Source organism: Micrococcaceae bacterium Sec5.7 (assembly GCA_039636785.1).
In the GTDB taxonomy this organism is placed as follows: Bacteria; Actinomycetota; Actinomycetes; order Actinomycetales; family Micrococcaceae; genus Arthrobacter.
On record CP144169.1, the window covers coordinates 1091435 to 1105266 of the forward strand.

The 13832-nt window shown below is 63.0% G+C and carries 9 protein-coding genes and 1 pseudogene; 7 read left to right on the plus strand and 3 right to left on the minus strand.

Annotated elements, in window-relative coordinates:
* The first annotated feature begins 222 nt into the window (after positions 1 to 222).
* Both V3C33_05075 and V3C33_05080 read left to right on the plus strand, forming a co-directional pair.
* A complete protein-coding gene (locus V3C33_05075; GenBank protein ID XAS68671.1) occupies positions 223 to 1218 on the plus strand; it encodes an IS3 family transposase in 996 nt (331 codons plus the stop codon).
* A gap of 102 nt (positions 1219 to 1320) precedes the next feature.
* Complete coding sequence (locus tag V3C33_05080; protein XAS68672.1) at positions 1321 to 1500, plus strand: hypothetical protein; 180 nt, start codon at positions 1321 to 1323, stop codon at positions 1498 to 1500.
* Between the two features lie 804 nt (positions 1501 to 2304).
* Here V3C33_05080 and V3C33_05085 read toward each other — a convergent pair.
* Together V3C33_05085 and V3C33_05090 are read right to left on the minus strand one after the other, a co-directional pair.
* A complete protein-coding gene (locus tag V3C33_05085) occupies positions 2305 to 3138 on the minus strand; it encodes a DUF3883 domain-containing protein (GenBank protein ID XAS68673.1) in 834 nt (277 codons plus the stop codon).
* 399 nt (positions 3139 to 3537) lie between these two features.
* Positions 3538 to 4581 (minus strand): annotated as a pseudogene (locus V3C33_05090) (IS701 family transposase).
* A gap of 810 nt (positions 4582 to 5391) precedes the next feature.
* On the opposite strand from V3C33_05090, the gene V3C33_05095 reads away from it, so the two are divergent.
* Positions 5392 to 5691, plus strand: a complete 300-nt coding sequence (locus V3C33_05095) for a hypothetical protein (protein ID XAS68674.1) — start codon at positions 5392 to 5394, stop codon at positions 5689 to 5691.
* A gap of 252 nt (positions 5692 to 5943) precedes the next feature.
* On the opposite strand, the gene V3C33_05100 is transcribed toward V3C33_05095, so the two are convergent.
* Positions 5944 to 7340 (minus strand): IS3 family transposase gene (locus V3C33_05100; GenBank protein XAS69647.1). Its coding sequence is split into 2 segments (ribosomal slippage): positions 5944 to 6962 and positions 6962 to 7340, totalling 1398 coding nucleotides; the frame shifts between segments, so codons are not numbered across the junction.
* A 210-nt stretch (positions 7341 to 7550) separates the two neighbouring features.
* Here V3C33_05100 and V3C33_05105 point away from each other — a divergent pair.
* The 4 genes from V3C33_05105 (at position 7551) to V3C33_05120 (ending at position 13638) form a co-directional block, all read left to right on the plus strand.
* A complete protein-coding gene (locus V3C33_05105; GenBank protein XAS68675.1) occupies positions 7551 to 8627 on the plus strand; it encodes a hypothetical protein in 1077 nt (358 codons plus the stop codon).
* 340 nt (positions 8628 to 8967) lie between these two features.
* Positions 8968 to 12033: a Tn3 family transposase gene (locus tag V3C33_05110; protein XAS68676.1), complete on the plus strand. Its 3066-nt coding sequence runs from the start codon at positions 8968 to 8970 to the stop codon at positions 12031 to 12033.
* A gap of 165 nt (positions 12034 to 12198) precedes the next feature.
* The gene (locus tag V3C33_05115; protein XAS68677.1) at positions 12199 to 12789 is read left to right on the plus strand and encodes a recombinase family protein; all 591 of its coding nucleotides are present in this window, start codon (positions 12199 to 12201) and stop codon (positions 12787 to 12789) included.
* A gap of 294 nt (positions 12790 to 13083) precedes the next feature.
* On the plus strand, positions 13084 to 13638 hold the full coding sequence (locus tag V3C33_05120) for a hypothetical protein (protein ID XAS68678.1): 555 nt from the start codon (positions 13084 to 13086) through the stop codon (positions 13636 to 13638).
* The last annotated feature ends 194 nt before the right edge of the window (positions 13639 to 13832 follow it).

Below are 13832 nucleotides of genomic sequence, written 5' to 3' on the forward strand. Positions count from 1 at the left end.
CTATCAACCAGTCATACGCCGTATTCGTTTTGGCACTGCCGCTACCCCTGGCCAACTTCGTCATGACCAAGCAATTGCCCAGCCACGTGCCTGCTAGCGGTTCCCGCAGCTTGATCGCTCTGGGCTGGCAACGCTCCATGCGGCCGCCTAAGCTGAGCTGCCGCGGAGTTCTCGGACAGTGGGCCCTCTTAAAATGGGGGTCTACTGAAAGTAGAGATCAGCATGACTGCAGCACGACGGCGTTTCACCCAGGAGTTCAAGGACGAGTTGTGCCGTGAGGTGATCAACACGTCCAAGCCCATGAAGGACGTGGCCACCGCATACGGCGTCGGCCCCGAGACTCTGCGCACCCAAAAAACTGAGCCCGCCAACCTGAATTCGGTCGTGAAGATGTGCCGCTGGTTGGGCGTCTCAACCTCCGGTTTCTACCACTGGCTGACCCGCCCGCAATCGGCGACGTCCACCCGGCGCAAGGCACTGACAGCGCGGATCCAGCACTATTTTGAGGAGTCCGAAGGAACCTACGGGTATCGCCGAATCCATGCCGACCTCGCCGCGGAACAGATTGAATGTTCGCCCGAACTCGTGCGGCAGGTCATGCGCCAGGAGGGCCTCCTGGCCTGCCAGCCGCGGCCATTCCGGGTCACAACCGAAGCCGACGCGTTGGCCGCGGACAACATGCCCGACCTCGTCAAGCGTGACTTCACCGCCACGCGTCCCGGGGTGAAGTTCGTCGGCGACATCACTTACATCCACACCTGGCAGGGGTTCATCTACCTGGCCACCGTCATCGACTGCTACTCGAAGAAGGTCGTCGGCTGGTCCATCGCCGATCACATGCGCACCGAACTCGTCACCGACGCCCTCAACAACGCCGCCGCAACGACCCTGATTGAGCCCGACGCGATCTGGCACTCCGACCGCGGCAGCGTGTATACCTCGGCCGGGTTTCGGGCCTTGGTGACCAGTCTGGGGATGCGCTCATCAATGGGCCGCACGGGCGTGTGTTGGGACAACAGCATGGCGGAGTCTTTCTTCTCGATGCTCAAAAATGAGCGCGTCTACCGGACCGTTTACGCGACCAAATCACAAGCTCGCAGCGACGTTATCCGCTACATCGAGGGGTTTTACAACAGTCGACGCCGGCACTCCGCGCTCGGTTACCGACGGCCTAACGAAATCCACTATGGTTATCAACAGCCAGCCCTGGCAGCGTAGAAGAATCCATTAATTCCGCTGTCCGAAATCCCCGCGGCGGCTCAAACAGTCGAAATCCGCCAACACGGCCGCACCATCAGAACCGGCACAGTCGAAGACGCCATGCCCGACGCCTCAGCCCTCTGGCTCGCCGCCGACGGCGTCCAGCCGCGCGCCCTGTACGAAGCCGCCCTGAAATACGAAGCCTGGGTCGAACCCCGGCAACTGGCCGAGACCAGCTGCTACCGGATGTCATCCTCCCTGCTGTACCCGGACGGCCAGGAACAACCACTACCCCGGTAGCCCGGATACGTCGGCCACGGGCTCCCCCAAAGCCCCCCGGACCTTTCGCCGCATCGCTTCACCGCAATGGCAAAGACACCGGAACAAGCCTCCTGCAGCGCATCGTCATCTGCTGCAGGAACCGGAAACGCCCGCCCGGGGGTAACACGGGCGGGCGTTTTCCTCCGGCGAGCAGCTCGCGGCGCAGGTGGCGGTGGCCGCTCTGGAGGACCTTCGGCTGCTGCTGGCCGATCTTCAGAAACGGGAAGACGTGGCCTCGGCCCGATCCTCCATCTATGCAGAAGTGTTCAAGCGAAGCACCGCGCGGTACCACGACGGAATTCCCGAGAGGACCGCGGCGGTAGCGTGAGCTGGCCGCGTGAAGAGGCTACGCTCGGCGCCGCAAGCGATTGGAAGACCGCCGTCCTCGGCCGCCCCACCTTGACATGGGCGCCGGGCTCCCGGTGGATTGCAAACGGTTGATCGCTTGGACCCGGCCCCGCGGACTTGTCGACCTGCCGGAAGGTGAGGACCCGCAGCCCGGTGCTGGTCTCATCCCCTGAAGGCAATGGCTGCAGGTCGCGGGCGCATCCTTGCCTGTCCCGATGACGGCGACGTCTTTCGCGTCCGGGCTTCGTGCAACCTTCGACGAATCGGCTGGCTCGTCTTGATAAAGGATCCTTTGATAGGACGTAAGGCTCTGTCTCCCAGGCGCTCATATCCACTTCATGGACGGGCGCCGTGCCACTCAGTGCTGTTCACCCTCTAAGTGGCGTCTTGGGACGGCGGACTTCCGGCGGACGACGGCGGGGCACTCTGATGTCGTCATGTTGCGTCGCCGGGAAGCGTCCAATCAAAGTCACGGGGACGGAGTTGCCGGTCTTCTGGATTGAAGTCAACGATCCTGAAGTCTCCCGTCTCAGGCTCCACTTCGCCGTCCACTAACCGCATCCCGGACCACACGCCCATCACGCAAAGTCCAGGATACTGGCGTGCGTGATCGACCTCATTGCGCGTGACTATAACCGAGTCTCCTCTACTCTGGGTGCCTTTCGCTTCAAGGTAGATCCGTTCAGCACCCCTGACCGCTTCAGCGTCGTAGGGGCGATTTTGCCGGGTGTCTGTAACGGTCCAGCCGCGGTCTCGGTAGTAGCGCATCAGGCGATCCTGTGCAGCATTCTCAATCGCCCTGCGGACCTCGGCGTCCATTTGCAGCCCTTGGCCCCCCGGACCGGGTAAATCCCACGCCTCAGGTAGGTCCGCGTCTACCACTCCGGCCATCTCAGGGTCCGGGCCATACGAAATTGAGTTCCTGCTGCCAGGCGCGTATTCGACCTGCGTTCCGATTAGGGCTTGGTGAATGGAATGTCCGGCTGGCAGGACGCGGCCGATGAGAGCCTTTTTTGGCGCCCGTGTGTTACCTACCAGGATCTCGTGATCCGGGTCCTTGAGTTCCGCGACCAGCACGACCCGGCCTTGGTAGTTGAGTGCTGCCCAACGCTCATCTGAGATACTCCTCGCGCTCAGAAACCAGTCACCCCGATTGTTAGCCCAGAGCCGCTCCGGTGTTGCCTCAGGGTCGTAGCCGTACCAATCACGTCCAAGCGGATCATCGCTATCGGCGGTCTGTCGGTCGCTGAGCCTGATGTTGATAACCATGAATCGAGTATCGCCTACCGATGTCAGCGACCCGCGCACGACGGCGGCTGGTACCCGGTGCCGCGCCTGAACCCGGCCGGCGTCTGTCCCGTCGTCCGCTCCTGGGCGCCCCTCCCCTACCGATGGGCAGAAACGACTATTTCCTGGTTCTGACCGGACTTGATTCCGACATTGTGTTCTGACCGTGAAATCCGGTGCACAGTGGCCGGCATTCAGGAAGCTGCCCCTAGTACTACAGTCGCTTTTGTAGGGCCGAGTTTCGGGCCCGGTAGTGGTGCCGTTTGGCGGTTTGCTGGTGTTTTCGGCGCCAGCGGGAGCGTTTGAGGGTGTGTTCCGGGCAGGGCGGCTGCGCCCAGACCAGATGGGTGAGCAGGTGCCTGATTTCGGGCAGAGTGAGGGCTATGAGCTCGCTGCTGGCGGGATGGGAGCCCCCTTTTTTGACCGGGTGGCGGTGAGGAAGGCGTGGGCGAGCATGGAGAGGGTGATGTGCCGGTGCCAGCCCGTCCATTGCCTGACCTGGTAGTGGTCCAGCCCGGTCTCGCCTTTGGAGGTCTGGAAGGTTTCCTCGATCGCCCACCGGGCGCCGGCGACCCGGACGAGTTCGGCCAGCCCGATGCGCTTGGGACCGTGACAGATGTAGTACGCCAGGTCCGTCGGATCGGCCAGGGAGCGCCGGGCGAGGAGCCAGTGCTCACCTTTCGGGTCGTTGCCGCCGTTGATCCGGGCCCTGGCCCAGGCATAGCGGCGGTCCCCCTTGGCGCCGGCCCCGGCGGACCGGGTCCGCCACGCCCGCCCTGACAGGGATCCGATCAGCTCATCGGCACGGAACTCGCTGCCGAGGGCGCCGGTTTTGGCAATGACCCGTTGGTTCATCGGCACCGCGAGCACATACGAAACATTGCGCTCCTGCAGCGTGGTGCGCAGTCTGGCGTGCTGGCCGTCGACCGCGTCCCCGGTCACCCACCGCGCGGGCACCCCGGCGTCCAGGGCGCGGGTGATCATCGTGATCGCCAGTTCAGGCTTCGTGGCGAAGGCACGCTCCGCCGGGATGCCGGAGGCCGCGCACCGGTCCCGGTCGTCCGTCCAGGCCTTGGGCAGGTAGAGTTCCCGGTCCAGGAACGTCCGGCCAGCCGGCGTGGCGTAGGTCAGGAACACCCCGATCTGGCAGTTCTCGACCCGGCCGGCGGTCCCGGAATACTGCCGCGCCACCCCGGCCGAACGGGTGCCCTTCTTCAAAAATCCCGTCTCATCCACGATCAGAACGCCGTCGGCGCAGCCGAGATGATTCACGACGTAGGAGCGCAGGTCATCGCGCAGCCCGTCCGGGTCCCAGTCCGTGGTTGAGAGCAGCCGCTGCATCCGGTCCGGTATCGCCTGACCGGCCCGCTCCGACAGGGTCCAGGAATTCTTCCGCTCCTCGGCCGAGAGCAAGCCCTTGAGATAGGGGCTTGAGGACCAATGCTCGGAAAAGTCACGCTAAGCCTGTGGGGGCCGGATAGTTGTGGTCTTGGTAGGTATGCAACGGGATCGTCCGCTAAGGCCGGTCGGAGCTGATGTTATGCCGGGTCACGGGTGCTGGCGGTGGGGCGCCGTCCGATGCTTGTTTTGTTGAGGTGGCCATAGATCGTGGAGCGCGGGACCTGAAGCAGGTCGGCAATGCGTTGAACGGTATGGCCCGCCGCCCAGGAGCTGCGCCGAGTTCCCGGTCATCGACACCTTCGAACTCACCGCAACGGGGACAACCAGCTGATCGACGGCGCCTGGGATGTTGATGGTAACGCGGTCGGCCAGGACATCATCGACGCCGCCAGCCACGAGGCCTTCCACTGCCAGGAGCACGACGACTTCGCCGTCATCATTGCCGACCGGAACGTGAGCGTCGCGGAAGCAATCAGTTTCCGGCCCGGCAGTTGACCGGTATATGGGGAAAGGTCGGTCCTGAAGGGCGGGCCTTTTCGACTCTGCGTTAGAGCCCCGGAAATTACGTCTGGTCAACGTTCGAATTTAGCTATACATTTCATACACAAGGGGGAAACCATGAAAACTTCTGCATACGGGCAGTTGGCGGTATTTTCGATCTTTCTGCTCCTGGCATCCACATCCTGCGGTAATTCAGGAGCCTCCGGACCAGCCCAGGGCGCGAATTCAACAAGTTCCCCGCCAGTGACAAGCTGTGACCGAGCGCAGCCATTGGGCTGCGATACATACGCTTCCATCTCCGGCGTTGATGCCGGATCGAAGGACATGCCATGGGTGACTGAGAAGCCGCTCAAAATGAACTTCGCCATGATGAACGGCACAAGGACCATGGTCATAGTCACGCCCTGCAACGCCCTCAACGTGCCGGTTACCGTCACGGATTCGCTCATCACCCCTGACGCCAACTCCATAGCCGGGGGAGCTAAGGGATGCCTCGGCGCTGACGGCGATCACGAAGAGTGGGTCAGGAAGTTCCTCAGTCAGCCCATCACATATTCGCAGGCAGGCATGAAATACACACTCAAAAACGAGATAGGAACCGTCGAATTCAAAAGGGACACCACTTCCGGCTAATGCCTGTCGGTGAAGCCAAACCAACTATTTAGGTCTGAGTTTTTGATCAAATAAGAAGCACAACCATTTTGATGGGGGAAAAATGACTCATACATCCATGCCCAAAATCCTGCGAGGCAGATTTGCGGCGTCCTTTGCTCTTGCAGCCATCATCGTAGGCACGGCGGCCGTGGGTCCGGTGGCCGCGGCGGATGATCCCGCTTCTGTAGGGGGGAGTGCGGAATTTGTCAAGGCGAATGAGGCCAGTGGGAGTTAGGCTGCTGCTTTTGTTTCGTTTTTCTCGGCTGGTTTGTTGATCCATGCCGTGTCGGGGATGACCAGGATTTTGGGGTCCTTCCTGGTGGCGAATCGTTCGGGGTTCCTCTGGCGTGCTGCGGCCAGGGTTTTCGAGCGCTCGACGGCTTTGCCGGCGGCAAGGCCGTAGTGGACATCTGCGGGGGTGTTCAGGCCTATTCCGGTGTGGCGATGAGTGTGGTTATACCCGTCGACGAAGGACGCAATGAAGGTCCTCGCATCGGGCAGCGAGCCGAAGCGTTCAGGGAACACGGGAGCGAACTTCAGCGTCTTGAACCACGCCTCGCTGTACGGGTTGTCATTGCTTACCCGGGGCCGAGAATGCGACCGGGTGACCTCCAAGTCAGAGAGCAATGCGGCAACCGTTTTACTCGTCATGGACGTCCCACGGTCGGCGTGGACGATCTCCGGGATGCCGTGAATGCCGAAGATCTCCTTCATCATCTCCACCGCCAGCTCCCCGGACTCATGGGCGTGGACGTAGGCTCCGACAATGTAGCGGGAGTAGATGTCGATCATGACGTAGCAATCGAGGTATTTCCCCTTCACTGGACCGGCGAGTTTGGTGATGTCCCAGGAGTAGACCTGGCCGGGCCCTGTCGCGATGAGTTCCGGAATCGTCCTGGGGGGATGGCGTGCCTGCCGGCGGCGTTCCTTGACCTGGCTGTTCTCGGCCAGAACCCGGTAGAACGTGGAGATTGAACACAAATAGATCCCCTCGTCCAGGAGCTGGGCGTAGATCTGGACCGGCGGCAGGTCCACGAATCGCTCCGAATTCACCGTGGCCAGGATCCGTGCGCGTTCGGCTGGGCTGATCTTGTTCAGTGGGGCCGAGGCGGGCATCAAATCGGTCACCGGTGTCCGGGGCTTACGGGTCGCTGTGGCCCTCGATATCCCGGCCAGGAGGGCCGCTTCCCTGGTTGGAATGTCCGCCTTTGTAAGGTCGGTATAGGCTCTGGTCAGGGTTTCTTGTACCAGGGCTGTTGTTCCGCGCTTTCGGAGATATCCTCCAAAAGCTGTCGTGCTTTTTCCATAATCGATAACGCAGCTTCCGTCCGTGCCAGCTTGCGTTCACTCACCTCCAGCTGCCGGCGTAGACGAGCGATTTCTGCTTGTTCAGCAGTGAGTTTGCCGATCGTCTCACCGGGCTTTTTGCCCTCGAGCACGCCGGCATCACGGAGCTTGCGCCACTCGGTGATCTGCGAGGAATACAGGCCCTCGCTCCGCAGGTAGGCTCCGCCGCCGGTGCCGTCATCACAGGCCTGCTGGTAGGCGTCCAGGTGGGCTAATTTTTGTGCCGGAGTGAACGACCTTCGAGGACTCGGGCCACCGGCGCGGGGGCCAGGATTACTCATGGACCCATCTTCCCGCACCGGGGAAATTGTGGAGATAGACATTAGTGATGTTCCTGATTCTCGCCCTACGAATTAGACGAAGTTGCTATGAGGTACTGGCCTCACCCAACCCTGACACGTAGGGGTGCCGATGCCAGCGACGCCTACATTGCAAGCGTCGGCACGGCAGCCGTCGAACATCAAGAAACCTTGATGAAGTTCAAGTCGTGAGTGCTGGACCAGCCGGGCATTGCTGACTCCGGCTACCTTGACCAGATCAACGATGCATCACTTTTGTCAACGACTGTTCTGTGGCACGGAAACTCGGACATGCGGGGGCAGGTCCTCGCCGAAGCCAAACGCCGGGGTATTGCGGTGAGCGTCAGCGATCGACCCCAGTCAATGGCGGAGATCAAGGCCATCTCCGCCAGAATTTGGGCCAATGAAGCCAAGCTCAAGAACGCAGGATTTCAGCTCGCTGACGTCGTCGGGCTTCAGCTCGACAGTCCTTCTATCACCGTAGAGGGAACATATACGGCCAGCGAAGGAGCTGCCGCACCAAAGGTGAAGGCGATAGTCGACACTGCATCCGGCACGGCGGTAAGTGTGAAGGGCGGTGTCGAGGCTAGGCCGACAGCTGCCGTCCGTTCTAACGACTGGGCGCCCTTCAATGCGGGCGGATACATGAAAAACGGCACGAGCGTTTGCTCCTCTGGCTTCGCGCTCAGGGTTGCCGGTGGTAACTGGACGACGACGGCACGGCACTGCGTTGAAACCCCGTGGTACGACAGGGACAACTCGGCCACCTCCTACGGCAGCACTCGCTACGTGTCCTCCGATGGTGCGGCAAGGGTGCTGACAGCCACCGGAAGTCCGTACGTCTTCGACGGCGCCTGGAACAACACAGCCGGCTACCACAAGACAGTGTCCGGCTACGCGGATGTTTCCCTTGGAGACCATGTGTGCACTAGCGGGGGTAACTCCGGCGTACATTGCAACATAAAGATCACCTCCATGTATGTCTCGTTCAACGACGGGTACGGCAACGTTGCAAACATTCGCGGCGATCAGCAAACGGCCGGACAGATCGCCGTCATTCAAGGAGACAGCGGCGGGCCTGTCTTCGTTCCAAACGCTGACGGAACTCACGTCGGCGCTTCGGGCATGATCCAGGGCGAACTCTACGGCGACCCCTACAACTGTGGCTCAGTTCATGACCAGGGCGTCAATAAATGTTCTTGGGTTGTCCTTTTCACTTCGATCAGGACCATCGCTAACGCTCTCGGAGGGTCACTCGTAACCGGCTAGTGCAGGAATTGTATCGGGCAGGATCGCACCTCCGCCGACAACGCGTTGCTCCCTACTTACGCGAGTAGGGGGCAACGCCCGGGTAAACGGAGAGATAACCACTGGGCGACTATGAAAGGTCCGGCTCCGGCCGGGCCCTTCGCCCTGTCCGGGCGCCGCCGCACACAACCAGGGCATGACCACAGACACAGTCCGGCAGCCCAAAGGTGTTCCTGTCGGCGGCCAGTTCGCCGCCACCTCCCACGCCGAACCGCAATTCGGGGTTGGACCAATGCTCGGAAAAGTCGCGCTAAGCCGATCCCCAGTGGTAACGATGGTTGCCTCGGTTCGTTGAGCCTGTATGGCTAAACACAAATATTTGACTGCGGCCGAGGAGGCCTCGTACGGGCGATTCGAGGCGCAGGCCCCGGAACAGGCGGTGTTGGAGCGGTTTTTCTTCCTGGACGACGCCGATCTGGACCTCGTCGCGAATCGGCGCGGTGATCACAACCGGCTCGGGTTCAGTCTCCAGCTGGTGACCGTCCGACACCTGGGCACGTTTCTGGAGGACCCCCTCGACGTACCGACCACGGTGGTGGATTATGTGGCCGGACAAGTGGGGGTGGCCGATCCGTCGTGCCTGAAGAGGTACCTGGAGCGGCGGCCGACGCGGTTTGAGCACCAGGCGGAGATCGCCGACGTATACGGTTACGTTTCCTACGCCTCGGCGGAGGCGGAGTTGATCGGCTGGCTGGACGGACAGGCATGGACGACAGGTGATCAACCGAAGCCGCTGTTCTACGCGGCGGTGGGATGGTTACGCGCACGGAAGGCGCTCCTGCCGGGGGTGACGACGTTGCGGGACCAGGTGGCCAGCATCCGCAAGAAGGCGGAAACCAGGCTGTACGCCGCCCTGGCGCGGGCGGTGACCGGCGAGCAGGCCCTTGAGCTGGAGAACCTGCTGCACGTGCCCGAGCGGAGCCGTTGGTCGCAGTTGGAGATGTGGCGCAAGGCAGGGAAGAACACGACCGGCCGCGCCATGGTCAAGGCACTGAACAGGGTATCGGAGATCGCCGGGATGCACCTGGGAGAGGTCGACGTGGCCGGGGTGCCCAAGCGGCGGTTGATCGCTCTGGCGAAGGAGGGCAGGAACGAGACGGCGACCAAGCTTGGCCGGTTGCCATACGAGAAGAAGATCGCCACGCTGCTGGCCACGGTGCGGTGGCTGGAGGTGAGTGCCACCGACGACGCCCTGGAACTGTTCGACGTATTCATGTCCAACGAGCTGATCGGGCGGGCAAACAAGGCCGCGGAGAAGGCCACAATCAAGCGGGCGCCGGTGGTCGCCCGGCACGCCCGGGTACTCAAGGCGGTGGTGGAACTTCTGCTCGAGGCCGAGGGAGCGAGTGAGACCATGCCGTTGGGCCTGGTGTGGGAAATGATCGAGCACCAGGTGGGCTCCCGGGCGCAGATCGCCGCGGCGGTGGAGGGAATCCGGGAGATCATCCCGCCGCCGCAGGCCGAACCGGAGGGGCAGTGGCGGGAGGCGGTCGTGGAGCGGTACGCCACCGTACGCGGCTTCGCAAAGATGCTATGCGAGGTAGTCGGGTTCGCGGCGACCGCCGACGCACACAAGATCCTTGCGGCGATGCAGGACCTGACGCACTTGCTGGACCTGAGGGAGAGCGTGAAGGTGCCCAAAGGGTACCTCGATGCCCGCAAGGTCGACCTGTCAGTGGTGCCAAAGGGCTGGTGGCAGAAGCTGGTGTTCCCCGCCGGCAGGCCCGAGGAAACGGTGGACCGCAACGCCTACGTGTTCTGCGTCCTGGAGCAGTTCCACACCGCGCTCAAGCACCGCGACATCTTCGCGGCCACCTCCGACCGCTGGTCAGATCCCCGGGCCCGGCTGCTGTCTGGCCCGGCGTGGGAGAACGCGAAGGGCCCGGCGCTGGGCGCGTTGCTGCTGCCGGAGCAGCCCGACTCTTTACTCGCCGAGCATGCCGGGACCTTGGATGCGGCATGGCGAACGGTGTCCGGCGGGATGACCGCCGGCGGGGACATCACCGTGGACACCGACGGCCGGATGCACCTCGGCAAGGACGATGCCCTGGAGGAGTCGCCCAGCCTGAAAGACCTGCGTACCCGTATGGCGGGCATGATCCCGCGCGTGGATCTGTCCGAACTGGTGCTCGAGGTGATGGGCTGGCACCCGGACTTCACCGCCTCCTTCACCTCCGCAGCCGGAGTGTCCTCCCGGCTGACCGACCTGCACGTCTCGGTCGCCGCCCTGCTGACCGCGCACGCGCTCAACATCGGGTTCGGACCGGTGATCGCCGACGCTCCGGCGCTGACCCGCGACCGGCTCTCCCACGTCGACCAGCACTACCTCGGCTCGGACTCCTACGCCGCAGCCAACGCGGTGCTCATCGATGCCCAGGGCGCCAGCGACCTGGCGCAGGCGTGGGGCGGTGGGCTGGTCGCCGCCGTCGACGGGATGCGGTTCGTCGTGCCGGTCCGCTCCGTCGACGCCCGCCCAAACCCGAAGTACTTCCACCGGAAGAAGGGCGTGACCTGGCTGAACATGATCTCCGATCAGTCCGTCGGGCTGGCGGCCAAGGTGGTGTCGGGCACGCCGAAGGACACCCTTCACTTCGTGGACCTGCTCTACAACCCCGACGGCGGCCAGCGGCCCGAGGTGCTGATCACCGACCAGGGTTCCTACTCCGACATCGTGTTCGGACTGGTCACCTTGCTGGGGTTCGACTACCGGCCGGTCCTCGCGGACCTGCCCGACGCCAAGCTGTGGCGGATCAACCGGTCAGCCGACTACGGCCGGCTCGACAGGACCGCCCGGGGGAAGATCGACGTTGAGAAGGTCCGCCGGCATTGGCCGGACATCTGCCGGATCGCCGCTTCGATCCACACCCGCGAGGTCTCCGCCCACGATGTGATCCGCATCCTGCAACGCGACGGTCGTCCGACCGATCTGGGCGACGCGGTGGCTCACTACGGCCGGATCTTCAAGACCCTGCACGTCCTCACCTTCGTCGATGACCCGGCCTACCGCCGGGAGATGAAAGCGATGCGCAACCTCCAGGAGGGCCGCCACGCCCTGGCCAGGCACATCTTCCACGGCCGCGAGGGCAAGCTCCACCAGGCGTACCGTGACGGGCAGGAAGACCAACTCGGCGCCCTGGGCCTTGTCTTGAATTGTGTGACGTTGTGGAACACGGTCTACCTCGACCACGCCCTGACCGCGCTGCGGGAACAGGGCTACCCGGTGCTCGATGCCGATGTCATCCGCCTGTCGGCGTACGTGCGGCGGCACATCAACGTCCACGGTCACTACTCCTTCCAACTTCCGGACCTCGCCGGCGGCCGGCGCACTCTGCGCGATCCCGACCACCGCGACAGCAACGAGGCGTAAGAAGAGCCTGAGAGGCAACGGAACGAAACCGGGCATTAAGGGGTGTCGGAAAACGACCATCTACCGACACCCCGGCCCTGTCGGCGACACGCCGCGAAATGCATGTCGAAAACCCGCGCCGGAAATCAACGTCGGCAAACCCTGCGGTACGGGTATTATCGACACATGTTGATCGGATATGCGCGCGTCTCCACCGCCGACCAAAACCCCGACCACCAAACGGACGCCCTCGCCCGCGCCGGCGTCGACCCGGCCAACATTTACCTCGACCACGCCAGCGGTGCCAAAGCCAGCAGGCCCGAGCTCGACAAGGCCCTCGCCTCCGCCAACCGGGCCGGTGACCAGCTCGTCATCACCCGCCTCGACAGACTCGGCCGGTCGGTACTCCACCTCGTCACCCTCGGCGCAGACCTCCAGGAACGTGGTGTGGGATTGCGTGTCCTCGAGCAGGGCATCGACACCACGACCGCGGAAGGGCGGGCAATGTTCGGGATGCTCTCCGTCCTCGCCGAACTCCAACGAGAACTCATCATCGCCAACACCCGCGACGGCCTCGCGGCCGCCCGCGCCCGCGGACGAACCGGAGGAAGACGCCCCAAACTCACCCCCGACCAGGCCCACCACGCCCAACAGCTCTACGACGCCGGGGACCACACCGTTCAGTACATCGCCGATCTGCTTCACGTCCCGCGCTCCACGATCTACGGCCACCTCAACACAACAAGCATCGGGCGACGCCCCACCCCAACGCCGTGACCCGGCGTAGCAGCAGTGCCGACCAAAACCTCTACTACCTTGGCCCGAGCGGCTTAGCGTGACTTTCCCGAGCATTGGTCCTCAAGCCCCGTGTCCCAGTTCCAACGAATTGAAAGAAGCGCGGCCGGGCCTGGGGCCCTTGCCCCCATGCCTATGGAGTGCCCGCTAGAGGATCCTTTAACGGGCGCTTCGGCTACCTAGCAACTTAGGTGAAGGAGTCATCATGGCGAGCCTCATTGACCGTGTGGTTCCGGCAGGGCAGGCTGTGAGGACATCGAGGACGAGGGGGACACGATGACATACCGCCATTGGTGGGCTGCCATAGCGGTCCTGCTTGGTTTTGCTCTTTCCGGGTGCCAGCCTGCTGACCGTTCGCCCACGGTCGAATCCTCCGCAGCAGGTGTGCCCAGCCCGTCATCCTCCGAGCTCACGGCGATCATCCAGACTGCTGTCGAGGACCGCAACGGAACCGTCCTGGACACTCCCCCGGCTCCACGGCTCGCCGATGAGCAGGCGACGGCGGCTTACCTGGCCAAACGTGCGCGGGACCTTCCCGTGGTGGCCCGGTCAAAGGCCGGATTTAAGTCAATGGGCTTCTGGTACACGGACTTTTCGACGAAGATCACGGTGGAATCCGTGGAGGTGACCGGGTCGACGGCGAGCGTCCATTTCAAGGAATTGACCGAGGAACACCAAGCCTCGGCGGCCAATGGGCCCAGCAGCGTCCCGTCGGGCTACGCGGTCCCGCAGATTGCTACATTCCGGGCGTCCGCGAGTGGGTGGCAGCTGGACAGCATCGTCCCTTCCCTTCAAGGGGGCGGCTTGCCGATGTCCATGGTCGAAGAATGAGGTTTGATTGTCCGGCAGTGGCGCAGCACATGGAACATCGTGATGACGAGGCGAATCTGCTAACACCCCCGCCGAGGTAAATCGGCCTACCCGGGCTGGCCGTCCTCGCTGTCGACCGTAATTTGCAGCGCCCCGTTGGCATTCGCGTAGACATCACCCTATTCCAGGTCTTCAAACGTCTACGCCTCGTCAGG

What these genes read in the sequence shown, in the direction of transcription:
- V3C33_05075 (XAS68671.1), top strand. Translation starts at nt 223, where the DNA reads ATGACTGCAGCACGACGGCGTTTCACCCAGGAGTTCAAGGACGAGTTG.
- V3C33_05080 (XAS68672.1), top strand. Translation starts at nt 1,321, where the DNA reads ATGCCCGACGCCTCAGCCCTCTGGCTCGCCGCCGACGGCGTCCAGCCG.
- V3C33_05085 (XAS68673.1), bottom strand. Translation starts at nt 3,138, where the DNA reads ATGGTTATCAACATCAGGCTCAGCGACCGACAGACCGCCGATAGCGAT.
- V3C33_05110 (XAS68676.1), top strand. Translation starts at nt 8,968, where the DNA reads ATGGCTAAACACAAATATTTGACTGCGGCCGAGGAGGCCTCGTACGGG.
- V3C33_05115 (XAS68677.1), top strand. Translation starts at nt 12,199, where the DNA reads ATGTTGATCGGATATGCGCGCGTCTCCACCGCCGACCAAAACCCCGAC.
- V3C33_05120 (XAS68678.1), top strand. Translation starts at nt 13,084, where the DNA reads ATGACATACCGCCATTGGTGGGCTGCCATAGCGGTCCTGCTTGGTTTT.